We start from the raw sequence: 24,280 nt of genomic DNA on the forward strand, positions 1-24,280 counted from the left end.
GCCGCGCTGCACCGTGGACACGTCCACGCCGCAGTCCCGCAGTCCGGTGAGCAGTGCCTCGCCGAAGGCGTCGTGCGAGGTGCGGGAACAGAAGGCGGTGGGGGAGCCCAGGCGGCCGAGGGCGACGGCCGTGTTGTAGGGGCCGCCGCCGGGTGCCGGCCGGAGATCCGCGAGGGCGCCCGTGCCCTGCGGCACCAGGTCGATCAGGGCCTCACCGGCGACGACGATCACAGGGCGGTTCCTTTCGCTGGCTGTCCGCGACCCCTCACCGGGCGAGCCGCAGGCCGGGAAGCTACCCCATTTCGCGGTTCACTCCCAGTCCCAGCCGATGCCGACCATGCCCGACCGCACCCGCGGCTCGACGAGGTGCACCGAGCGGTGCCGGCCGCTGAGCGGCAGCTCCTGGCGCCCGCCGCGCGGGGCCGCCGCCGAGTGCTGGGTGAACCGGTGGCAGCGCACGGGCAGGGCGTTCTCGGCGAAGCGGATCTGGAGGGCGTACTGGCCGCCCGCCGCGCCGAAGCCGCGGACGTACTCACGGGACACGTCGGCGGTGCCGTCCTCGACGGCGTAGCGGAAGAGGAAGGTGTCGCCGGCCCTCAGCCGGGTGTCGAAGAGGAGTTCGGCCACCAGCACCCCGGTGTCGTGGTGGCTGCGGACCCGGCCGGCCCGGCAGTTCTCCAGGGCCCGGACCGTCATCCGTTCCGGTGCGCAGCCGGGGTCGCCGTGATGGACGGCCACGAAACGGTCGACGCCGTCACGGTGGGCCCGCACGATGTGCTGGGACTCGCGCCCCAGCAGCTCGCGGCGCGACCCGATACGGACCCGCTCGTGGTGGCCCAGGGTGTGCAGCCCCCCGTCGACCGGGCACTCCAGTTCGCCGAGCAGTTGTTCGAGGATGCCGGAGGCCTCCAGGAGCGAGCGGTAGGAGCGGCCCGCGGACTGTCCGGCCGCCGTGCCGCCGTCCCCGCCGTCGGGCTCCGCGAGCAGCCGGATCAGGGACTCGTCCGGCAGGTGCAGGATCTCCTCCAGCGCACGCACGGCGCGCAGCGACTCGGGGCGCTGCGGCCGCCGGGCGCCCTGCTGCCAGTAGCTCAGACTGGTCACGCCCACCTTCACCCCGTAGCGCGACAGATGGTGCTGGACGCGTTGCAGGGGCAGGCCACGGGCGGCGATCGCGGCACGCAGCGCCACATGGAAAGGACCGCCTCGCAGGGCCGTGTCCAACTCCGCGGAGGTGGCGTCGACGGCGGCGTCCGCGTGCTGTGTGGCGTGCGGCATGCAGGGGCCTCTCTGTGAAAGCTCACGACGGCTGGTCGGACCGTTCGTGTGGGTGGTCGGGGCCTTTCCGGCGTCGCCGGAGCTCCTTCACATCCGTAGGGCGGCCCTCAGGGCCCGAGTTCCCCCGCATTGAAGCGTGTTGACCAAGTCCCGACAACACCTGATGCCCGAGTGGCACGTGCGTGTGGCCGAGTCGACGCCTGCGCGTCCCGCACCCGGTGCCCCGCCCGTCCACAGCCCTCCCGGACACCCGGCCGTCGTCCACAGCCCGCCGGAGTGTCACCCCGCGCCAGTAGGGTGTGAGACATGGCCGACCCCTCCAGCTACCGCCCCAAGCCGGGACAGATCCCGGACTCCCCGGGGGTGTACCGATTCCGCGACGAGCACCGCCGGGTGATCTACGTCGGAAAGGCGAAGAGCCTGCGCCAGCGCCTGGCGAACTACTTCCAGGACCTGTCCGGGCTCCACCCGCGCACCCGCACCATGGTGACCACGGCCGCGTCGGTGGAGTGGACGGTGGTGTCCACGGAGGTCGAGGCGCTCCAGCTGGAGTACTCCTGGATCAAGGAGTACGACCCCCGGTTCAACGTCAAGTACCGCGACGACAAGAGCTATCCCTACCTCGCGGTGACGATGAACGAGGAGTTCCCCCGGGTCCAGGTGATGCGCGGCCACAAGAAGAAGGGCGTCAGGTATTTCGGACCGTACGCACACGCGTGGGCGATCCGGGACACCGTCGACCTGCTCCTGCGGGTCTTCCCCGTGCGCACCTGCTCCGCCGGCGTCTTCAAGAACGCCACCCGCACCGGCCGGCCCTGTCTGCTCGGCTACATCGGCAAGTGCTCCGCGCCGTGCGTCGGCCGGGTCTCCGCCGAGGACCACGAGGAACTGGCCGACGACTTCTGCGACTTCATGACGGGCCGCACCGGCACCTACCTCCGCCGGCTGGAGAAGCAGATGAGGGAGGCGGCCGAGGACATGGAGTACGAGCGCGCCGCCCGCCTGCGCGACGACATCGAGGCCCTGAAGAAGGCCATGGAGAAGAACGCGGTCGTGCTCGCGGACGCGACCGACGCCGACCTGATCGCGGTCGCCGAGGACGAGCTGGAGGCGGCCGTCCAGATCTTCCACGTCCGCGGCGGACGCGTACGCGGCCAGCGCGGCTGGGTGACCGACAAGGTCGAGGACGTCACGACCGGCGCCCTCGTCGAGCACGCCCTCCAGCAGCTGTACGGCGAGGAGCGGGGCGACTCCGTCCCCAAGGAGGTCCTGGTCCCCGCCCTGCCCGAGCAGGTCGAACCCGTCCAGGAGTGGCTGACCGAGCGCCGCGGGTCCAACGTGTCGCTGCGCATCCCGCAGCGGGGCGACAAGAAGGCCCTGATGGAGACCGTCGAACGCAACGCGCAGCAGGCGCTCGTCCTGCACAAGACCAGGCGCGCCTCCGACCTGACCACCCGCTCGCGTGCCCTGGAGGAGATCGCCGAGGCCCTCGACCTGGACAGCGCGCCGCTGCGGATCGAGTGCTACGACATCTCGCATCTCCAGGGCGACGACGTGGTGGCCTCCATGGTCGTCTTCGAGGACGGCCTCCAGCGCAAGAGCGAGTACCGCCGCTTCCAGATCAAGGGCTTCGAGGGCCAGGACGACGTCCGCTCCATGCACGAGGTGATCACCCGCCGCTTCCGGCGCTACATCGCCGAGAAGGAGCGGACGGGGGAGTGGACCGACGGCGAGAACCCGCTCGCCGACACCACCGCGCAGGCCCTCACCGACGCCGCCGAAGCCCCCCTCGCCGGCAGCCTCAAGGACGACGACGGCCGCCCCAAGCGCTTCGCGTACCCGCCGCAGCTCGTCGTCGTCGACGGCGGACAGCCGCAGGTCGCGGCGGCCAAGCGGGCGCTGGACGAGCTGGGTATCGACGACATCGCCGTCTGCGGCCTCGCCAAGCGGCTGGAAGAGGTCTGGGTGCCGGACGACGACGACCCGGTCGTCCTGCCCCGCAGCAGCGAGGGTCTCTATCTGCTCCAGCGCGTCCGTGACGAGGCCCACCGCTTCGCCATCACCTACCAGCGCACCAAGCGGGCCAAGCGTTTCCGCGCCGGCCCCCTGGACGAGGTGCCCGGCCTCGGCGAGACGCGCAAGCAGGCACTGATCAAGCACTTCGGCTCGGTCAAGAGGCTGCGGGCCGCGACGGTCGACCAGATCTGCGAGGTGCCGGGCATAGGCCGCAAGACGGCCGAGACCATCGCCGCGGCCCTCGCCCGGGCGGCATCGCCCGCCCCCGCCGTGAACACGGCGACCGGAGAGATCATTGATGATGAGGAACCCGGTACGACGGTGGGTTCCCCCGGAGATCCCGTGACGACGGGCGCCCCGGAAGAACGACGGGGGCAGGAGACATGACCGAGCACGACGCACACCCCACACCGGAGCAGGAACAGGCGCCCACTACTGTGCCCACAGCCGCGCCCCAGCAGGGACCCAGGGAACCGGGCGAGGATTCCACCACGCCCCCCGCGGTCCCCGACAGCCCTCAGCAAGAAGTACGCCAGGAAGACGGAGCACAGGTGAGTACGGACGTCACGCCGCCCGGGATCCCCGACGCGGCCATCCCCGAGCTGGTGATCATCTCCGGCATGTCCGGGGCCGGCCGCTCGACGGCAGCCAAGTGTCTGGAGGACCTCGGCTGGTTCGTCGTCGACAACCTCCCGCCCGCCCTGATCCCCACCATGGTGGAGCTGGGCGCCCGCTCCCAGGGCAACGTGGCGCGGATCGCGGTCGTCGTCGACGTCCGCGGCCGGCGCTTCTTCGACAACCTCCGCGAGTCCCTCGCCGACCTCGCGTCGAAGAGCGTCACCCGGCGGATCGTCTTCCTGGAGTCCTCCGACGACGCCCTGGTGCGCCGTTTCGAGTCCGTGCGCCGCCCGCACCCCCTCCAGGGCGACGGCCGCATCGTCGACGGCATCGACGCCGAGCGCGAGCTGCTGCGCGAGCTGCGCGGCGACGCCGACCTGGTGATCGACACCTCCAGCCTCAACGTCCACGAACTGCGCGCCAAGATGGACGCCCAGTTCGCCGGTGACGAGGAGCCCGAGCTGCGGGCCACGGTGATGTCCTTCGGCTTCAAGTACGGCCTGCCGGTCGACGCCGACCTGGTCGTGGACATGCGCTTCCTGCCCAACCCGCACTGGGTCCCGGAGCTGCGCCCCTACACCGGCCTCAACGAGGAGGTCTCGGCGTACGTCCTCAACCAGCCCGGCGCCAAGGAGTTCCTCGACCGGTACGCCGAGCTCCTCCAGCTGGTCGCCGCGGGCTACCGCCGGGAGGGCAAGCGCTATGTGACCATCGCGGTCGGCTGTACGGGCGGCAAGCACCGCTCGGTGGCCATGTCGGAGAAGCTCGCCGCGCGTCTCGCGGCCGAGGGCGTGGAGACGGTGGTCGTGCACCGGGACATGGGACGGGAATGACAGGACGTTCTCCGCGGCTCGGCCGACTGCGCAGGAGCGCCTCCGACGGGCGTGTGGTCCGGCCGGTCGAGGCGCGCGGCGGCAAACCGCGCCGCCGCGGCACCCAGCCCAAGGTCGTCGCCCTCGGCGGCGGCATGGGGCTGTCCGCGTCGCTCACCGCGCTGCGCCGGATCACCGGCGACCTCACCGGTGTCGTCACGGTGGCCGACGACGGCGGTTCCAGCGGACGGCTGCGTGAGGAGCTGGGCGTGCTGCCGCCCGGTGACCTGCGCAAGGCGCTGGCCGCGCTGTGCGGTGACGACGACTGGGGCCAGACCTGGGCCCGGGTCATCCAGCACCGTTTCCAGTCGCAGGGCGAGATCAACGGCCACGCGGTGGGCAATCTGCTGATCGTCGCCCTCTGGGAGCAGCTCGGCGACCACGTCCAGGCGCTGGACCTGGTCGGCAAGCTGCTGGGCGCGCAGGGGCGTGTGCTGCCCATGTCCGCCGTGCCGCTGGAGCTCCAGGCCCTGGTCAAGGGGCACGATCCGGAGCGGCCGGACGACGTCGACACGGTCCGGGGACAGGCGACCGTGGCGTTGACGCCCGGCGAGGTGCAGTCCGTGCACCTGGTGCCGAACGACCCGCCGGCCGTTCCGGAGGCGGTCGACGCCGTCCTGGACGCCGACTGGGTGGTGCTCGGGCCCGGTTCCTGGTTCTCCTCGGTCATGCCGCACCTGTTGGTGCCGGATCTGCTGGACGCCCTCATGGAGACGAGGGCGCGCCGGGTGCTCTCCCTGAACCTCGCCCCGCAGCCCGGAGAAACCGACGGCTTCTCCCCGCAGCGTCATTTGGAGGTTTTGGGACGACACGCCCCTAAACTCGCCCTGGACGTGGTGTTGGCCGACGTGGCCGCCGTGCCCGACCGCGACTCGCTGACCGACGCCGCCAAACGGTTCGGGGCCGCGGTCGAGCTGGCGCCGGTGGCCCGGCCCGACGGAACCCCGAGGCATGACCCGGAGCTGTTGGCTGCCGCGTACGACCGTATTTTTCGGATGCATGGAAGGATCGGCCCATGGCGATGACGGCAGCGGTGAAGGACGAGATCTCCCGGCTACCCGTCACCCGGACCTGCTGCAGAAAGGCGGAGGTCTCCGCCATTCTGCGGTTCGCCGGCGGCCTCCACCTGGTGAGCGGGCGGATCGTGATCGAGGCGGAGCTGGACACGGCGATGGCGGCCCGCCGGCTCAAGCGGGACATCCTGGAGATCTTCGGCCACAGCTCGGAACTGATCGTGATGGCCCCCGGCGGTCTGCGCCGCGGCTCGCGCTATGTGGTCCGGGTGGTCGCGGGCGGTGACCAGCTGGCCCGGCAGACGGGACTCGTCGACGGGCGCGGCCGCCCGATCCGGGGTCTGCCCCCGCAGGTGGTCTCCGGCGCGACCTGCGACGCGGAGGCGGCCTGGCGCGGAGCCTTCCTGGCGCACGGCTCACTCACCGAGCCCGGCCGCTCGTCCTCCCTGGAGGTGACCTGCCCGGGCCCGGAGGCCGCGCTCGCGCTGGTCGGCGCCGCCCGTCGGCTGTCCATCGCCGCGAAGGCCCGAGAGGTGCGCGGGGTCGACCGGGTCGTGGTCCGTGACGGGGACGCGATCGGCGCGCTGCTCACCCGGCTGGGCGCGCACGAGTCGGTGCTGGCCTGGGAGGAGCGCCGGATGCGCCGCGAGGTGCGGGCCACGGCGAACCGTCTGGCGAACTTCGACGACGCCAACCTGCGCCGCTCGGCGCGTGCGGCCGTCGCCGCCGGGGCCCGCGTCCAGCGCGCCCTGGAGATCCTCGCGGACGAGGTGCCCGAGCATCTCGCGGCGGCCGGCCGGCTCCGTATGGACCACAAGCAGGCCTCCCTGGAGGAGCTGGGTGCGCTCGCCGACCCGCCGCTGACGAAGGACGCGGTCGCCGGCCGGATCCGCCGACTGCTGGCGATGGCCGACAAGCGCGCCTCCGATCTCGGTATCGCGGGCACGGACGCCAACCTCAGCGACGAGCTCGCCGACAATCTGGTCGGCTGACCCGACAGTTCTGCTGACGGTTCGTCAAGAGTGCCGGTGGTGTCGCCCGTTCGGGTGACACCACCGGCGTTTGCGTGGCTATGAGGCGCTCTTGACTGGATCATGAACTGTCATGAGCCTGGCAGAGTTCGCTGCTGGGGCGAACTCAGGCTAGGGGGGTTCATGAGACGAAGAGCGAGATCGATCCTCGCTGTCGGCGCGCTGCTGCTCGGCGGAGCGGCACTCGCACCCATCGCCCAGGCACAGCCCGGCACCACACCGAAACCCGACGCGGACGAGGTCAAGGTCTTCCGCGCCGAGGTCACCAAGCAGCAGGTACCCCTGCTGCTGGCGGCCGGTCAGGACGGTCACGAACTCAGCGAGCAGGCGCCCGAGAAGGGCACCGCGACGGTCGAGGTCTACCTCACCGACAAGCAGGCGAAGAAGCTCGAGAAGCAGGGCGTCGCCCTCGCCGAGCACACTCTTTCGGCCAAGGCGGAGAGCCGCGTCGAGGCCGCCGCCGACGGCGTGTTCCGGCCGTACAGCGGCAGCGGCGGTCTCCAGGAGGAGATCCTCCGCACCGCCCGGGAGAACCCGGGCCTCACCAAGGTCGTCTCCATCGGCAAGACGGTCACGGGCCAGGACGTCCTCGCGCTCAAACTGAGCAAGAACGCGAAGAAGTCCGCGGACGGCTCCAAGCCCTCGGTCCTCTACATGTCCAACCAGCACGCGCGGGAGTGGATCACCCCGGAGATGACCCGGCGGCTGATGCACTACTACCTGGACAGCTACAGGACCGACCGGCGGGTCAAGAAGATCGTCGACTCCAGCGAGCTGTGGTTCGTCCTGTCGGCCAACCCCGACGGCTACGACTACACCTTCAAGAGCACCGACAACCGCCTCTGGCGCAAGAACCTGCGGGACGTCAACGGCGACGGCGTGATCTCCACCGGCGACGGCGTCGACCTCAACCGCAACTTCCCCTACAAGTGGGGCTACGACGACGAGGGATCGTCCCCGAACCCCACCAGCCAGACCTACCGTGGCGCGAGCCCCGGCTCCGAGCCCGAGACCAAGGCGCTCGACGCCTTCGAGAAGCGGATCGGATTCACGTACGGCATCAACTACCACTCCGCCGCCGAACTGCTGCTGTACGGCGTCGGCTGGCAGGTCGCGACCGACACCCCGGACGACGTCGTCTACAAGGCGCTCGCCGGCACCCCCGACAACTCCGCGGTCCCGGGCTACCACCCGCAGGTCTCCTCGGAGTTGTACACGACCAACGGCGAGGCCGACGGGCACGCGGCGAACGTCAACGGCACGGCGATGTTCACCCCCGAGATGTCGACCTGCCAGACCGCGTCGGGCATCGACCCGAACGACCAGTGGAACGCCTCCGACTGCCAGTCGGTCTTCAACTTCCCGGACGACGAGAAGCTGATCCAGGACGAGTTCGCCAAGAACGTCCCGTTCGCGCTCTCCGTCGCGGAGTCCGCCGCGCACCCCGACCAGCCGAAGTCGTCGGTCGGTCTGTCCGCCGCCGACTTCACCCCGGCGCCGTTCACCACCTCGTACTCGCGCGGCGCCGACCAGGAGGTGTCCGTCGTCGCACGCAGGGCGGTGCGCGACAAGGAGCTCAAGTACCGCGTCAACGGGGGCCGTACACGGGACCAGGCGCTCAAGGCCTGGAAGGGCGGCGAGACCTTCGGCGGTGACGACAACCTCTACTACGACGAGTACCGGGCCAAGGTGCGGGACGGCGAGCCGGGCGACAAGGTCGAGGTGTGGTTCACGGGCGAGACCAAGAACGGCAAGAAGGTCTCCAGCACGCACTTCACCTACACCATCGCCGCGCGCCCCAAGGCCGGCACCCTCGTCGTGGCCGAGGAAGGCGCGGCCGCCACACAGGCGCAGACCTACGTCGACGCGCTGAAGGCCAACGGCCGCAGGGCGATCGTCTGGGACGTCGCCACCCAGGGCGCGCCCGACGCGCTCGGCGTGCTGAGCCACTTCGACACGGTCGTCCACTACACGGGCGCGAGCGTCCCCGGCAATCCGACCCAGCTCGAACTGCGCGCCTTCCTCAACGAGGGCGGCAAGCTGATCGAGGCGGGCGAGCTGGCCGGCGGCAACGTCGACCTCGGTGACGGCACCCCGTCGAACGACTTCAGCCAGTACTACCTGGGCGCCTACTCCCGGACCTCGACCCCCGGCGCCACCGGCTTCACCGGCACGGGCAAGCTCGGCGGCGCCGGCGGGGCCCTCGGCCCGGCGACCGGCAACCCGCTCGACAGGGCGGGCACCTACGGCGTCACCTCGGACGAGCTGCCGGCCGCCGCCTACCCGCAGTTCGCCAGCGCCGGCGCCGGCCGGTTCGCCGGGACGGTCAACCCGTACGGGCCGTTCACCGGCTCGTACATGGCCGCCGCCGTGCACACCGACGACGGCTACAAGCGCCTCACCCGCACCGTCGACCTCGGTGGTGTGGCCGCGGCGAGCAAGCCGGCCCTGCGCACCCAGCTGCTGTGGGACACCGAGCCCGGCTACGACAACGCGATCGTCGAGATCCACACGGTCGGCGCCGACGACTGGACGACGCTTCCCGAGGCGGGCGGCGCCAGCAGCACCGCCGTCCCCGCGGAGTGCGACGGCGGCTTCTACATCGGCGAGCACCCGTGGCTGCGGCACTACCTCACCCTCGGTGCGGGCAGCTGTGCCGCGACCGGCACCACCGGCTCCTGGAACGCCCTCACCGGCGCCTCCAGCGGCTGGCAGCAGGTGAACTTCGACCTCAGCGGCTACGCGGGCAAGCAGGTCGAGATCTCGATCTCCTATGTCACCGACCCCGGCAGCGGCGGCCACGGAGTCCTCGTGGACGACACCTCGCTGGTCGTCGGCGGCACCGCCACCGGGACCGAGGGCTTCGAGACGTCGCTCGGCGCCTGGCAGGTCGCGGGTCCGCCCGCGGGCAGCCCGGCCGTCCTGAAGGACTGGACGCGCACCGGCGCCCTGTTCCAGACGTACGGAGCGGTCACCACCGACGACACGGTGCTGCTGGGCTTCGGCCTGGAGCACGTCACCGCGGCGGCCGACCGCGTCGCGCTCATCGGAAAGGCGCTCGCCTCACTCGAGAGCTGAACCGCGGTGTCAACGCCGCGTGACAGTTCGTGATCACATCGAGCGATCGGGCCATCCGGTCCGGGCGGTCCGTACCCCTACTGGCGGGTACGGACCGCCCTGCCGTGTATGGGCGAAGTCGATGTCACTCCGGCGGCCTCGGAGAGGTAGGGTCGTGGGTGGTCGGGGACATCCCAAATACAGCTCGCCGGCACCGCATAGCCGGTGTATCAACGAGGAGATCGGTTCGTGACGATCCGCGTAGGCATCAACGGCTTTGGCCGCATCGGTCGTAACTACTTCCGCGCGCTGCTGGAGCAGGGTGCTGACATCGAGATCGTGGCTGTCAACGACCTGGGTGACACCGCGACCACCGCACATCTGCTGAAGTACGACACCATCCTGGGCCGGCTCAAGGCCGAGGTGTCGCACACCGCCGACACGATCACCGTCGACGGTCACACCATCAAGGTGCTGTCCGAGCGCAACCCGGCGGACATCCCGTGGGGCGACCTGGGCGTCGACATCGTGATCGAGTCGACCGGCATCTTCACCAAGAAGGCCGACGCCGAGAAGCACATCGCCGGCGGCGCCAAGAAGGTCCTGATCTCGGCTCCGGCCAAGGACGAGGACATCACGATCGTGATGGGCGTCAACCAGGACAAGTACGACGCGGCCAACCACCACGTCATCTCCAACGCCTCGTGTACCACCAACTGCGTGGCGCCGATGGCCAAGGTCCTCGACGAGAACTTCGGCATCGTCAAGGGTCTGATGACGACGGTCCACGCGTACACCAACGACCAGCGCATCCTGGACTTCCCGCACTCGGACCTGCGCCGCGCCCGCGCCGCCGCCGAGAACATCATCCCGACCACGACGGGTGCCGCGAAGGCCACCGCCCTGGTCCTCCCGCAGCTCAAGGGCAAGCTGGACGGCATCGCCATGCGCGTCCCGGTCCCGACCGGCTCGGCCACCGACCTCGTCGTGACGCTCCAGCGCGAGGTCACCAAGGACGAGGTCAACGCCGCGTTCAAGAAGGCCTCCGAGGACGGCGACCTCAAGGGCTACCTGGCCTACACCGAGGACCAGATCGTCTCCTCGGACATCGTCGGCGACCCGGCCTCCTGCACCTTCGACTCCTCCCTGACCATGGTCCAGGAGGGCAACTCGGTGAAGATCCTCGGCTGGTACGACAACGAGTGGGGCTACTCCAACCGCCTCGTCGACCTGACGGTCTTCGTCGGCGGCCAGCTCTGATCGTCGGATCAGGCACCTTGATGTGAGTGCAGGGCTCGGGCGGCGCAGGGACGCGCCGCCCGAGCCCTGACGCACGTACGGATCAGCCTTCTTCACGGTTGCCGGCGATCACGAGCGATCACGAGCACCACGAGCCCTCCTCAGGAGCCCCCGTAATGAAGACGATCGACGAACTTCTCGCCGAAGGCGTCGCAGGCAAGCGGGTCTTCGTCCGCGCCGACCTCAATGTGCCGCTCGCCAGCGGCACCATCACCGACGACGGCCGTATCCGGGCCGTCCTGCCGACCGTCGAGGCCCTCGCGGGCGCGGGTGCCAAGGTGGTCGTCGCCTCGCACCTGGGCCGCCCCAAGGGCGCGCCGGACCCCGCCTTCTCGCTCGCCCCCGCCGCGGCTCGGCTGGGCGAACTCCTCGGTTCCGCCGTGGCCTTCGCGACCGACACGGTCGGCGAGTCCGCGCGGTCCACGGTCGCGGGTCTCGCCGACGGCCAGGTCGCCGTCATCGAGAACCTGCGCTTCAACGCGGGCGAGACCAGCAAGGACGACGCCGAGCGCGGCGCCTTCGCCGACCGGCTCGCCGAACTCGCCGACCTCTATGTCGGCGACGGGTTCGGCGCGGTGCACCGCAAGCACGCCTCCGTCTACGACCTCCCGGCGCGGCTGCCGCACGCGGCCGGCTTCCTGATCGCCACCGAGGTCGGCGTCCTGAAGCAGCTCACCGACGACGTCAAGCGGCCCTACGTCGTCGCCCTCGGCGGCGCCAAGGTCTCCGACAAGCTCGCCGTCATCGACCAGCTGCTCGGCAAGGCCGACCGCATCCTGATCGGCGGCGGCATGGCCTACACCTTCCTCAAGGCCCAGGGCCACGAGATCGGCGTCTCCCTCCTCCAGGAGGACCAGATCCCGGTCGTGAAGGAGTACATCGAGCGCGCGCAGAAGACCGGCGTCGAGCTGGTCCTGCCCGTCGACGTCGTCGTCTCCGGCGGATTCCCGGACCTGAAGGCCAAGGCCCCGACGAACCCCGCCACCGTCGCCGCGGACGCGATCCCCGGTGACCAGATGGGCCTGGACATCGGCCCCGAGTCCCGCAAGCTGTACGCCTCGAAGCTCGCCGACGCCGGCACCGTCTTCTGGAACGGCCCCATGGGCGTCTTCGAGCACCCCGACTACGCCGAGGGCACCAAGGCGGTAGCCCAGGCCCTCATCGACTCCCCGGCCTTCACGGTCGTCGGCGGCGGCGACTCCGCCGCGGCCGTCCGCCTCCTGGGCTTCGACGAGAACGCATTCGGCCACATCTCGACCGGTGGTGGCGCCTCCCTCGAATACCTCGAGGGCAAGACGCTCCCCGGCCTCGCCGCACTGGAGGGCTGACCCCGCATGACCACTCGCACGCCGCTGATGGCGGGCAACTGGAAGATGAACCTCAACCACCTCGAGGCCATCGCCCACGTCCAGAAGCTCGCTTTCGCCCTCGCCGACAAGGACCACGAGGCCGTCGAGGTCGCCGTCCTGCCGCCCTTCACCGACCTGCGCTCCGTGCAGACCCTGGTCGACGGCGACAAGCTGAAGATCAAGTACGGCGCCCAGGACATCTCGGCGCAGGACTCCGGCGCCTACACCGGCGAGATCTCCGGTCCGATGCTCGCCAAGCTGAAGTGCACGTTCGTGGCGATCGGCCACTCCGAGCGCCGCCAGTACCACAACGAGACCGACGAGCTCGTGAACGCCAAGGTCAAGGCCGCCTACAAGCACGGTCTGACCCCGATCCTGTGCGTCGGCGAGGAACTGGACGTCCGCGAGGCGGGCAACCACGTCTCCCACACCCTCACCCAGGTCGAGGGCGGTCTGAAGGATCTCGCGGCCGAGCAGGCCGAGACGATCGTGATCGCCTACGAGCCCGTCTGGGCCATCGGCACCGGCAAGGTCTGCGGCGCCGAGGACGCGCAGGAGGTCTGCGCCGCCATCCGCGGCAAGATCGCCGAGCTCTACACCCAGGAGCTGGCCGACAAGGTCCGCATCCAGTACGGCGGCTCCGTGAAGTCCGGCAACGTCGCCGAGATCATGGCGCAGGCCGACATCGACGGCGCGCTGGTCGGCGGTGCCTCGCTGGACGCCGACGAGTTCGTCAAGATCGTGCGCTTCCGCGACCAGTGATCCGAGCTGTGAGTATGCGGTAGCGGCGATCCGTCGTACCCTTGCGGGGGCATAGCGATTGTCGCTATGCCCCCGTCGTTCGTCCGAGTCGTTATCCGAATCCGAGGAAGTTGGTCCAGCCGTGGTTTTGGGGTTCTCGATCGCCCTGATCGTCTTCAGCCTGCTGCTGATGCTGCTGGTGCTGATGCACAAGGGGAAGGGCGGCGGTCTCTCCGACATGTTCGGTGGCGGCATGCAGTCCTCCGTCGGCGGCTCCTCGGTCGCCGAGCGCAACCTCGACCGCATCACCGTCGTCATCGGTCTGCTGTGGTTCGCCTGCATCATCGTTCTCGGCATCGTGATGAAGACGAACAGCTGATCAACTTCGCACAGTCACACACATTCCGGTACGTAAGGCCCCATGTTCGGTACGCGCAGCTGAGCGCGGCCTATCATGGGGCTTGCGTCTAGGTGTGGGAGCTGTAACTCCAATCACTGGACGCGCGTTGGGCCTTACGTAGACTGAGGCGCTCGCAGCGAAGCGAAACGCCGACTCGCTTTGCGGCACCATCACGCAGGGAGTTACGACCGTGGCAAGTGGCAACGCGATCCGAGGAAGCCGGGTCGGGGCGGGGCCGATGGGCGAGGCCGAGCGGGGCGAGTCCGCGCCCCGTCTGCGCATCTCCTTCTGGTGCTCCAACGGACACGAGACGGTGCCCAGCTTCGCCAGCGACGCGCAGGTTCCCGAGACCTGGGACTGCCCGCGCTGCGGCTTTCCCGCGGGGCAGGACCGGGACAACCCCCCGGCCCCGCCGCGCACCGAGCCCTACAAGACGCACCTCGCCTATGTGCGGGAGCGGCGCAGCGACGCGGACGGTGAGGCGATCCTCGCGGAGGCGCTCGCCAAACTGCGGGGCGAGATCTGACGACCGAGACCGGCCGGGTGTCCCAGGGTGCCTGGCCGGACCTGTTTCCCGCACGGGCGACCGTACGCCCGCGCCGTGCCCCTCGGTCATGCCCCCGTCCTTCTGCCCGGCCGCTCCCGGCTGCCCTCCGGCCCGCTTTCGGCCCCTCTTCGACGACGTCTGCGCGGCCCTGTCCCTCGTACTCGCCGCCGCGTTGATACCCGTGGGCCAGGCGGACGTATCTGTTGTTGCCCCCTGCGACCGTGGCACGTCAGCTCACCCGACGCGCTGATCAACTAGGTTGGAACCGGCGGGGCAAGACGTGCGCAGCACGGACAGACGAGGAAAGTGGGCTGAAGTCCGACATGAACGCAGACGGCCGTACGAGGCTCGACCAGACGCCCGAGTGGACCGCTCTGGCCGAACACCGCGAGGAACTCGGCGAGGTGCGGCTGCGTGAGCTGTTCGCCGCCGATCCCGAGCGCGGCGCGGGATACACGCTACGGGTCGGTGACCTGTACATCGACTACTCCAAGCACCTCGTCACCGACGAGACGCTGCGGCACCTGCGCGAACTGGCCGTCGCCACCGACGTCTTCGGCCTCAGGGACGCCCTGTTCCGCGGCGAGAAGATCAACACCACCGAAGGCCGTGCCGTTCTGCACACCGCACTGCGCGCCCCGCGCGACGCGGTGATCGAGGCCGACGGGGAGAACGTCGTCCCGGCGGTGCACGCGGTCCTCGACAAGATGGCCGGTTTCGCCGACCGCGTCCGCTCCGGCGACTGGACCGGGCACACCGGCCGGCGCATCCGGAACGTGGTGAACATCGGCATCGGCGGCTCCGACCTGGGCCCGGCGATGGCCTACGAGGTGCTGCGCGGCTACACCGACCGCGGCCTCACGGTCCGTTTCGTGTCCAACGTGGACGGCGCCGACCTGCACGAGGCCACCCGCGACCTGGACCCGGCCGAGACGCTGTTCATCATCGCGTCGAAGACCTTCACCACGATCGAGACGATCACCAACGCGACCTCGGCCCGCAGCTGGCTGCTGGACGCGCTGGGTGATGACAAGGCGGTCGCCAAGCACTTCGTCGCGTTGTCGACGAACGCCGAGAAGGTCGCCGACTTCGGCATCGACACGGCCAACATGTTCGAGTTCTGGGACTGGGTCGGCGGCCGTTACTCCTTCGACTCGGCGATCGGCCTGTCGCTGATGATCGCCATCGGCCCGGACCGCTTCCGGGAGATGCTCGACGGCTTCCACCTCGTCGACGAGCACTTCAGGACCGCGCCCGCCGAGTCCAACGTGCCGCTGCTGCTGGGCCTGTTGGGCATCTGGTACGGCAACTTCCACGACGCGCAGTCGCACGCCGTACTGCCCTACAGCCACTATCTGTCCAAGTTCGCCGCCTACCTGCAGCAGCTGGACATGGAGTCCAACGGCAAGTCCGTCGACCGGGACGGCCGGGAGGTCGACTGGCAGACCGGCCCGATCGTGTGGGGTACCCCGGGCACCAACGGACAGCACGCCTACTACCAGTTGATCCACCAGGGCACGAAGCTCATCCCGGCGGACTTCATCGGCTTCGCCGAGCCGGCCGCCGAGCTGAGCGACGAACTGGGGGCACAGCACGACCTGCTCATGGCCAACTTCTTCGCCCAGACCCAGGCGCTGGCCTTCGGCAAGACGCCCGAGGAGGTGCGCGCCGAGGGCGTGCCCGAGGAACTGGTGGCCCACAAGACGTTCAAGGGCGACCACCCCACGACCACGATCCTCGCCCGTGAGCTGACCCCCTCGGTCCTCGGCCAGCTCGTCGCGCTCTACGAGCACAAGGTGTTCGTGCAGGGCGCGGTGTGGAACATCGACTCCTTCGACCAGTGGGGCGTGGAGCTCGGCAAGGTGCTCGCCAAGCGCGTCGAACCCGCCCTCACCGAGGGCGCCGAGGTCCCCGGCCTGGACGCGTCCACCAAGGCCCTGGTCGCCAAGTACCGGGAACTGCGCGGCCGGTAGCGGTCACCCGGACGGGAGAAGCGGGAAGCGGGCGGCGGGTGGCCGTCCGCTTCCCGTAGAATCCCCGGCGATCATGAGACCGATCTCTCGGGGGAGAGCAACGTGACCCGTGCGCGCAGGAGTTGGACCGACGGCTCGCTGACCGTCAGCTCGTTCCTGAAGCCCCACAAGGTGGCGTGGGCGGTGTTCCATCCGGCGTGGATACCGCAAGCGCTCGATCCGACGGTGGAGCGGCTCAAGCGCGGCCGGGTCATCGCCGGCGCGGTCGCGGCCGTCGGCGTCTACACCTTGGTCGAGGGCGGCTTCGCCTTCGAGGAGATGCTGGAGAACACGGCCATCGCGTCCGCCGTCCTGTTCTTCCTCACCCCGTTGACGGTCGGCGTGATGCTCTTCGTCTGGCGGCGCACCGGCACCGTCCGGCAGCTGAAGTCGCCGCTCCTCGACTCGCTCAAGCTGCTGCTGCTCTTCATCGGCTGTGTCCTGACGACCGTGGGGATCTTCCGGTCGAGCGAGACGTTCGGGATGGTGCCGAGGATGCTGCTCACCCTCGTGGGCCTCTGGATGGCCTTCTTCGTGATGGCCGGCGCCGTCCGGCTCTCCGGCAACTTCTTCGGTTCGGCCGCGGTGCACCGCTGTCTGCCGCCGCTGCTCGCCACGGTGACGACCTGGCTGATGGCCGTCCCCGACCTGATCACCGGTGATCTGCACGGCCTCAGCCTCACCATGGGCATCGTCTTCATCCTGGGCGCGCCGGTGACGGTCACCGGGCTCGCGCTGCTGGAGATGCGCCGCCTCAAGCGGCGGTACGGCATCCGGCTCACGGCCCACCCGGCCACCCTGCCGCCGACCCCCGCCGGGTCGCCCCAGGTCCCGCCGCAGGGAAACCCGTACGGACAGCCCCAGGGGCACCCGTACGGTCGTCCGTACGCGCCGGGCCCGGGGCAGCCGTATCCCCAGGGCGACCCGTACGGGTCGCACCGGGCCCACAACGGGCAGAACCCGTACGGCGGTTGACCGTACGGGTTCTGCGCGGCGGCGACCGTGTCAGGCGGACGCCGGAGGGTACAGCGACCGGGGAAGCCGGGAGGCCGCGGCCGCGTCCAGGAGCCACAGGGTGCGGGAGCGGCCCCGGGCGCCCGCCGCCGGGGCCTGGATCTCGCCCGCGCCGGACAGTGCGATCGCCGCGGCCTGTGCCTTGTCCTCGCCGGCCGCGAGCAGCCACACCTCACGGGCCGCCCGGATCGCCGGGAGGGTGAGGGTGATCCGGGTCGGCGGGGGCTTGGGCGCACCGCGCACGCCCACCACCGTGCGCTCGGTCTCCCGTACGGCCGGCAGCTCCGGGAAGAGCGAGGCCACATGGGTGTCCGGGCCGACGCCCAGCATCAGGACGTCGAAGGCGGGCACGTCGCCGTGGTTCTCGGGGCCGGCCGCGCGGGCCAGCTCCTCCGCGTAGGCGGCCGCGGCCGCCTCCACGTCGGCGCCGTACGGACCGTCGGACGCGGGCATGGCGTGCACGCGCTTCGGGTCCACCGGGACGGAGTCCAGCAGGGCCTCACGGGCCTGCGTGACGTTGCGCTCCGGGTCGCCCTCGGGCACGAAGCGCTCGTCGCCCCACCACAGGTCCAGCCGGGCCCAGTCGACGGCGTCGCGCGCGGGCGCGGCGGCCAGCGCGGCCAGCAGGCCGTTGCCGTTGCGACCACCCGTGAGGACCACGGACGCCTGGCCCCGGGAGGCCTGGGCGTCCACGATCTTCGTGATGAGGCGGGCCGCGGCGGCCTGCGCCATCAGTTCCTTGTCGTGGTGCACGACCAGCTGGGGAGTGCTCACTGCGGGTCCGCTTTCCTGACCGGGGGCATCTGCGCCGGTGAGGGCCGGTCGGCGTCGCCGTGGCCGGCCGGGGCCGCGGACGGCACGGCCGGCGCGGCGTCACGGCCCGCGCCCGCCGATTCCGGCACCGCGCGGACCGGGAGGGACGGGGTGGGCTGGCCGGCGGCCTCGGCCCGCTCCGCCTCCCGCTCCGCGGCCGACTGGATGCCGCCCAGCCGGTCCACGCCGAACCGCAGGGCGGAGGCGTACGTGTCGTCGGGGTCGAGCCTGCGCAGCTCCTCCGCGAGCAGCTCGGACGTCTCGCGGCGCTTGAGCGCCACCGCGCGGTCCGGCTGGCCCGGCAGTGCCAGCGTGGCCATCGCACCGTCCGACCGGTGCAGCGTGATCGGTCCGCCGGTGGTCTCCATCCGGACCTGGGTCAGACCCGGGCCGGCCGAGATCGCGCGGCGGACGTGCACATGGAGCCGGTCGGCGAGCCACATGGCGAGCAGTTCGACGCTCGGGTTGGACTCCTCGCCCGCCACTTCGGCGGAGACGATCTCGCAGCTGACCTGGTCGAGGGCGGCGGCCAGCATCGAGCGCCACGGGGTGATCCGGGCCCAGGCCAGGTCGGTGTCGCCCGGCTCGTAGCTCTCGGCGCGGCCCCGCAGCTCGTTGATGGGCTTCTCGGCCGCGTAGCTGTCGGTGACCCGGCGCTGGCCCAGGGCGCCCAGCGGGTCGCCCGCCGGGTCGCGCGGGGCGTCCACCGACCACCAGACCACCACCGGGGCGTCCGGCAGCAGCAGCGGCAGGACGACGGACTGGGCGTGGTCGGAGACCTCGCCGTAGAGCCGGAGGATCACCGTCTCGCCGCTGCCCGCGTCCGCGCCGAGGCGTACCTCGGCGTCGAGGCGGGACTGGGTGCGGCCCCGGGGGGACCGCGAGACGCGCTTGATGACCACGAGCGTGCGCGAGGGGTGCTCGCGGGACGCGTCGTTGGCGGCCTTCAGGGCGTCGTAGGCGTTCTCCTCGTCCGTGACGACGACGAGGGTGAGCACCATGCCGACGGCGGGTGTGCCTATCGCGCGCCTGCCCTGCACCAACGCCTTGTTGATCTTGCTGGCAGTGGTGTCCGTGAGGTCTGTCTTCATGGCCGGCGCCAGCTCCGTCCGTCTCGCTCGAGCATCTCGTCGGCCTCGACCGGCCCCCACGTGCCCGACGGGTACTGCGCGGGCTTGCCGTTCTTGTCCCAGTACCGCTCGATCGGGTCGAGGATCTTCCAGGACAGCTCCACCTCTTCCGTGCGGGGGAAGAGGTTCGAGTCGCCCAGCAGCACGTCCAGGATGAGGCGCTCGTACGCCTCGGGCGAGGACTCCGTGAAGGACTCGCCGTAGGCGAAGTCCATCGACACGTCCCGGATCTCCATCGAGGTGCCGGGCACCTTGGAGCCGAAGCGGACCGTGATGCCCTCGTCCGGCTGGACGCGGATGACGATCGCGTTCGCGCCGAGCTCCTCGGTGGCCGTGGAGTCGAAGGGGGAGTGCGGGGCGCGCTGGAAGACGACCGCGATCTCGGTGACCCGGCGGCCGAGGCGCTTGCCGGTGCGCAGGTAGAAGGGGACGCCCGCCCAGCGGCGGTTGTCGACCTCCAGCTTGACGGCCGCGTAGGTGTCGGTCTTCGACTGGGGGTCGATGCCGTCCTCTTCGAGGTAGCCGACGGCCTTCTCGCCGCCCTGCCACCCGGCCGCGTACTGGGCGCGCACGGTGGCGAGGCCCAGGTCCTTCGGCAGCCGGACCGCGCCGAGCACCTTGGTCTTCTCGGCGGCCAGCGCGTCCGCGTCGAAGGAGGCCGGCTCCTCCATGGCCGTGAGGGCCATGAGCTGGAGCAGGTGGTTCTGGATGACGTCACGGGCGGCGCCGATGCCGTCGTAGTAGCCGGCCCGGCCGCCGATGCCGATGTCCTCGGCCATCGTGATCTGCACGTGGTCCACGAAGGACCGGTTCCAGATCGGCTCGAACATCGTGTTGGCGAAGCGCAGCGCCATGATGTTCTGGACGGTCTCCTTGCCCAGGTAGTGGTCGATGCGGAAGACCTGGTCCGAGCCGAAGACCTCGTGGACGACCTTGTTGAGGTCCTCGGCCGAGGCGAGGTCGTGACCGAAGGGCTTCTCGATGACCGCGCGTCGCCAGGAGCCGTTCTTCTGGTCGGCCAGCCCGTGCTTCTTCAGCTGCTGGATGACCACCGGGAAGGAGCGCGGCGGAACGGACAGGTAGAAGGCGAAGTTGCCGCCCGTGCCCTGCGCCTTGTCGAGTTCCTCGATCGTGCCGCGCAGCCGCTCGAAGGCGTCGTCGTCGTCGAAGGTGCCCTGCACGAAGCGCATGCCCTGGACGAGCTGCTGCCAGACCTCCTCGCGGAAGGGTGTGCGGGCGTGTTCCTTGACGGCGTCGTGGACCTCCTGTGCGAAGTCCTCGTGCTCCCACTCGCGGCGGGCGAAGCCGACCAGCGAGAAGCCCGGCGGCAGCAGACCCCGGTTGGCGAGGTCGTACACGGCGGGCATGAGCTTCTTCCGGGACAAATCGCCCGTGACGCCGAAGATGACCAGGCCCGACGGCCCCGCGATACGCGGGAGCCGTCGGTCGGCGGGGTCACGCAGCGGGTTGCTGCTCGACAGAGTTCAGCCCTCCGTGGGGGCGAGGCGCTGGAGCTCCGCCTCGGTCGACTTGAGCAGGTCGTTCCAGGACGCCTCGAACTTCTCCACGCCCTCGTCCTCGAGGAGCTGGACCACCTCGTCGTAGGAGATGCCGAGCTTCTCGACGGCGTCGATCTCGGCGCGGGCCTGCTCGTAGGTGCCGGCGATGGTGTTGCCGGTGATCACGCCGTGGTCCTCGGCGGCGAACAGGGTCGCCTCCGGCATGGTGTTCACCGTGTTCGGCGCCACCAGGTCGTCCACGTACAGGGTGTCCTTGTAGGCGGGGTCCTTCACGCCGGTGGAGGCCCACAGCGCACGCTGCTTGTTGGCGCCCGCCTTCTCCAGCGCGGCCCAGCGCTCGCCGGCGAAGACCTCCTCGTACGCCTGGTAGGCGAGCCGCGCGTTGGCCAGGCCCACCTTGCCGCGGGCGGCCTTGGCCTCGTCCGTGCCGAGTGCGTCGAGCCGCTTGTCGATCTCGGTGTCCACGCGGGACACGAAGAAGGACGCCACGGAGTGGATCTTCGACAGGTCCAGGCCGTGCTCCTTGGCCTGCTCCAGGCCGGCCACGTAGGCCTCCATGACCAGGCGGTAGCGCTCCAGCGAGAAGATCAGCGTGACGTTGACGCTGATGCCGAGGCCGATGACCTCGGTGATCGCCGGCAGGCCGCCCAGCGTGGCCGGGATCTTGATGAGCGTGTTGGGGCGGTCGACCAGCCAGGCGAGCTGCTTGGCCTCGGCGACGGTCGGCTTGGTGTGGTGCGCCAGGCGCGGGTCGACCTCGATCGAGACCCGGCCGTCCTGGCCGCCGGTGGCGTCGAAGACCGGGCGCAGGATGTCGGCGGCGTCGCGGACGTCCGCCGTCGTGATCATGCGGATGGCCTCTTCGACGGTGACCTTGCGGGCGGCGAGGTCCGACAGCTGCTGGTCGTAGCCGTCGCCCTGCGAGATGGCCTTCTGGAAGATCGACGGGTTGGTGGTGACGCCCACGACGTGCTGCTGGTCGATCAGTTCGGCCAGGTTGCCGGACGTGATCCGCTTGCGCGACAGGTCGTCCAGCCAGATCGCGACGCCTTCTTCGGAGAGGCGCTTGAGTGCGTCTGTCATGGAATTACATCTCCTACGTGTCGTATGTGAGCGTCAGCGCTGGGCGGCGGCGAGGGATTCCCGGGCCTTGTCGGCCACGTTCTCGGCAGTGAAGCCGTACTCCCGGAAGAGGACCTTGCCATCGGCGGAAGCACCGAAGTGCTCCAGGGAAACGATGCGGCCGGCGTCCCCGACGTACTTGTGCCAGGTGAGACCGATACCCGCCTCGACCGAGACGCGGGCCTTGACGGACGGGGGCAGGACGCTGTCCCGGTACCCCTGGTCCTGCTCCTCGAACCACTCCACGGACGGCATGGACACCACGCGCGTGGGCACACCGTCGGCTTCCAGCCGCTCGCGCGCCTCGACGGCGACGTGCACCTCGGAGCCGGTCGCGATGAGGAGCACCTCGGGCGTCCCGGTGGAGGCCTCGAACAGGACGTACCCGCCCTTGGCCGCGTTCTCGTCGGGCTCGTACGTCGGCACGCCCTGGCGGGTGAGGACCAGACCGTGCGGAGCGCCCTTGCCGAAGACCTTCGTCCAGCGCTTGAGGATCTCGCGCCAGGCGATCGCCGTCTCGTTGGCGTCGGCCGGGCGGACGACGTTCAGGCCCGGGATCGCGCGCAGCGAGGCCAGGTGCTCGACCGGCTGGTGGGTGGGCCCGTCCTCGCCGAGACCGACGGAGTCGTGCGTCCACACGTACGTCACCGGCACGTGCATCAGGGCGGACAGCCGCACGGCGTTGCGCATGTAGTCGGAGAACACGAGGAACGTGCCGCCGTAGATGCGGGTGTTGCCGTGCAGCGCGATGCCGTTCATCTCCGCGGCCATGGAGTGCTCGCGGATACCGAAGTGGACCGTGCGGCCGTACGGGTCCGCCTCCGGCAGCGGGTTGTCCGCCGGGAGGAACGACGACGTCTTGTCGATCGTCGTGTTGTTGGAACCCGCGAGGTCGGCCGAGCCGCCCCACAGCTCGGGGATGACCGAGCCCAGCGCCTGGAGCACCTTGCCGGACGCGGCACGGGTGGCGACGCCCTTGCCGGGCTCGAAGACCGGGAGCTTCTCCTCCCAGCCGGTGGGCAGCTCGCCCGCGGCGACGCGCTCGAACTCCGCGGCGCGGTCGGGGTTGTTGTCCCGCCACTGCTGGAAGGACTTCTCCCACACGGTGCGGGCCGCCTGGCCGCGCTCCAGGGCGCCCCGGGTGTGGCCGATGACCTCGTCCGCGACCTCGAAGGACTTCTCCGGGTCGAAGCCGAGGACGCGCTTGGTGGCCGCGACCTCGTCGTCGCCGAGCGCCGAGCCGTGGGCGGCCTCGGTGTTCTGCGCGTTCGGCGCGGGCCAGGCGATGATCGAGCGCATCGCGATGAAGGACGGCTTGTCCGTCACCAGCTTCGCGGCCTCGATCGCGTCGTAGAGGGCGTGCGGGTCCAGGTCGCCGTCGGGCTTGGGGGCGACCCGCTGCACGTGCCAGCCGTACGCCTCGTACCGCTTGACGGTGTCCTCGGAGACGGCCGTCTCCGTGTCGCCCTCGATCGAGATGTGGTTGTCGTCCCACAGCAGGACCAGGTTGCCGAGCTTCTGGTGACCGGCCATCGAGGACGCCTCGGCGGAGATGCCCTCCTGGAGGCAGCCGTCACCGGCGATCGCGTAGACGAAGTGGTCGAAGGGCGACTCGCCGGCCGGGGCCTCCGGGTCGAACAGACCGCGCTCGTAGCGGGCGGCCATCGCCATGCCCACGGCGTTGGCGACACCCTGGCCCAGCGGGCCGGTCGTCGTCTCGACGCCCGTGGTGTGGCCGTACTCCGGGTGACCCGGCGTCTTCGAACCCCAGGTACGGAACGCCTTCAGGTCGTCCAGCTCCAGGCCGAAGCCGGCCAGGTACAGCTGGGTGTACAGCGTCAGCGACGAGTGGCCCGCGGACAGCACGAAGCGGTCGCGGCCGACCCAGTCGGCGTCCGCCGGGTCGTGCCGCATCACCTTCTGGAAGAGGGTGTACGCGGCAGGCGCCAGGCTCATCGCCGTACCGGGATGGCCGTTGCCGACCTTCTGTACGGCGTCGGCGGCCAGGACGCGGGCGGTGTCCACGGCCCGCTGGTCCAACTCGGTCCACTCGAGGTCTGTGGTGGTCGGCTTGGTGCTCACCCTGGGTCAGGGCTCCTCTCCACATGTCACGCATGTCGAATGCCGGTGCACGCGGCGCCCACCGGCCGTTGTCGAGCCTACCCCCGTGAGAACGTGCATTTTTTCGAGTCATTCCAGACTGCCGGGAGTCTCGGGGATCCGCCTCCCGACCGGTGTGTTCCCTGTTCGGCAAGTGAATACGGAGCCGCTCGTACGAGTGCTCAACAGAGTGCCCTCCGGCTCTTCCGCAGGTGCTGTCCAACACGACCCCACCCCCGCGAATGTCGGGGTCTGGGCAACGTCTACAGTGGCGTGGTACGCGCGAGCCTTTACGGGGAGTTCACACCCGCGGGCTTGCTGGGAGTCTCTGTCAGGGGTGTGCGTGAC

Annotated in this window: 19 protein-coding genes; 12 read left to right on the top strand and 7 right to left on the bottom strand. The window is 70.3% G+C overall.

Going from position 1 to position 24,280, the window contains the following annotated elements:
- A partial coding sequence (locus tag ABT070_RS26890) for a PfkB family carbohydrate kinase (RefSeq protein WP_351764439.1) occupies positions 1–231 on the bottom strand: 231 nt, incomplete at its 3' end.
- A gap of 78 nt (positions 232–309) precedes the next feature.
- Positions 310–1,278, bottom strand: coding sequence for a hypothetical protein (locus ABT070_RS26895; protein ID WP_351764440.1), 969 nt, complete (start codon positions 1,276–1,278; stop codon positions 310–312).
- A 306-nt stretch (positions 1,279–1,584) separates the two neighbouring features.
- On the opposite strand from ABT070_RS26895, the gene uvrC reads away from it, so the two are divergent.
- From uvrC to ABT070_RS26955, 12 genes are all read left to right on the top strand, one after another.
- On the top strand, positions 1,585–3,681 hold the full coding sequence (uvrC, locus tag ABT070_RS26900) for an excinuclease ABC subunit UvrC (RefSeq protein ID WP_351764441.1): 2,097 nt from the start codon (positions 1,585–1,587) through the stop codon (positions 3,679–3,681).
- Positions 3,678–4,745, top strand: a complete 1,068-nt coding sequence (gene rapZ, locus ABT070_RS26905; RefSeq protein WP_351764442.1) for an RNase adapter RapZ — start codon at positions 3,678–3,680, stop codon at positions 4,743–4,745. Before uvrC ends, rapZ begins: the two co-directional genes overlap by 4 nt.
- On the top strand, positions 4,742–5,809 hold the full coding sequence (locus tag ABT070_RS26910; protein ID WP_351764443.1) for a gluconeogenesis factor YvcK family protein: 1,068 nt from the start codon (positions 4,742–4,744) through the stop codon (positions 5,807–5,809). Before rapZ ends, ABT070_RS26910 begins: the two co-directional genes overlap by 4 nt.
- Positions 5,800–6,789, top strand: coding sequence for a DNA-binding protein WhiA (gene whiA / locus ABT070_RS26915; protein WP_351764444.1), 990 nt, complete (start codon positions 5,800–5,802; stop codon positions 6,787–6,789). The genes ABT070_RS26910 and whiA overlap by 10 nt, the downstream gene beginning before the upstream one ends.
- Before the next feature lie 162 nt (positions 6,790–6,951).
- The gene (locus tag ABT070_RS26920; protein ID WP_351764445.1) at positions 6,952–9,906 is read left to right on the top strand and encodes a M14 family metallopeptidase; all 2,955 of its coding nucleotides are present in this window, start codon (positions 6,952–6,954) and stop codon (positions 9,904–9,906) included.
- A 228-nt stretch (positions 9,907–10,134) separates the two neighbouring features.
- Entirely contained in the window at positions 10,135–11,145 is a 1,011-nt protein-coding gene (gene gap, locus ABT070_RS26925) for a type I glyceraldehyde-3-phosphate dehydrogenase (RefSeq protein ID WP_351764446.1), read from the top strand.
- Positions 11,146–11,300: 155 nt separating this feature from the next.
- Entirely contained in the window at positions 11,301–12,512 is a 1,212-nt protein-coding gene (locus ABT070_RS26930; RefSeq protein ID WP_351764447.1) for a phosphoglycerate kinase, read from the top strand.
- Between the two features lie 6 nt (positions 12,513–12,518).
- The gene (tpiA, locus tag ABT070_RS26935; RefSeq protein WP_351764448.1) at positions 12,519–13,295 is read left to right on the top strand and encodes a triose-phosphate isomerase; all 777 of its coding nucleotides are present in this window, start codon (positions 12,519–12,521) and stop codon (positions 13,293–13,295) included.
- A 127-nt stretch (positions 13,296–13,422) separates the two neighbouring features.
- Positions 13,423–13,653 (top strand): preprotein translocase subunit SecG, encoded by a 231-nt coding sequence (gene secG / locus ABT070_RS26940; RefSeq protein ID WP_020131907.1) that lies wholly within the window; start codon positions 13,423–13,425, stop codon positions 13,651–13,653.
- A gap of 211 nt (positions 13,654–13,864) precedes the next feature.
- Positions 13,865–14,200 (top strand): RNA polymerase-binding protein RbpA, encoded by a 336-nt coding sequence (locus ABT070_RS26945; protein WP_082412914.1) that lies wholly within the window; start codon positions 13,865–13,867, stop codon positions 14,198–14,200.
- Positions 14,201–14,544: 344 nt separating this feature from the next.
- The gene (gene pgi, locus ABT070_RS26950) at positions 14,545–16,194 is read left to right on the top strand and encodes a glucose-6-phosphate isomerase (RefSeq protein ID WP_351764449.1); all 1,650 of its coding nucleotides are present in this window, start codon (positions 14,545–14,547) and stop codon (positions 16,192–16,194) included.
- A 102-nt stretch (positions 16,195–16,296) separates the two neighbouring features.
- A complete protein-coding gene (locus ABT070_RS26955; protein WP_351764450.1) occupies positions 16,297–17,208 on the top strand; it encodes a hypothetical protein in 912 nt (303 codons plus the stop codon).
- 30 nt (positions 17,209–17,238) lie between these two features.
- On the opposite strand, the gene pgl is transcribed toward ABT070_RS26955, so the two are convergent.
- From pgl to tkt, 5 genes are read right to left on the bottom strand one after another with little or no spacing between them, the layout of a single operon-like run.
- On the bottom strand, positions 17,239–18,021 hold the full coding sequence (gene pgl, locus ABT070_RS26960) for a 6-phosphogluconolactonase (RefSeq protein WP_351764451.1): 783 nt from the start codon (positions 18,019–18,021) through the stop codon (positions 17,239–17,241).
- Entirely contained in the window at positions 18,018–19,151 is a 1,134-nt protein-coding gene (gene opcA / locus ABT070_RS26965; protein WP_351764452.1) for a glucose-6-phosphate dehydrogenase assembly protein OpcA, read from the bottom strand. Before opcA ends, pgl begins: the two co-directional genes overlap by 4 nt.
- Positions 19,148–20,671: a glucose-6-phosphate dehydrogenase gene (gene zwf / locus ABT070_RS26970; RefSeq protein ID WP_351764615.1), complete on the bottom strand. Its 1,524-nt coding sequence runs from the start codon at positions 20,669–20,671 to the stop codon at positions 19,148–19,150. The genes opcA and zwf overlap by 4 nt, the downstream gene beginning before the upstream one ends.
- Positions 20,672–20,674: 3 nt before the next feature.
- Positions 20,675–21,793: a transaldolase gene (gene tal / locus ABT070_RS26975; protein WP_351764453.1), complete on the bottom strand. Its 1,119-nt coding sequence runs from the start codon at positions 21,791–21,793 to the stop codon at positions 20,675–20,677.
- 33 nt (positions 21,794–21,826) lie between these two features.
- The gene (gene tkt / locus ABT070_RS26980; RefSeq protein ID WP_351764454.1) at positions 21,827–23,914 is read right to left on the bottom strand and encodes a transketolase; all 2,088 of its coding nucleotides are present in this window, start codon (positions 23,912–23,914) and stop codon (positions 21,827–21,829) included.
- Between the last annotated feature and the right edge of the window lie 366 nt (positions 23,915–24,280).

This window comes from Streptomyces sp. NPDC002884 (assembly GCF_040295245.1).
Lineage (GTDB): Bacteria > Actinomycetota > Actinomycetes > Streptomycetales > Streptomycetaceae > Streptomyces.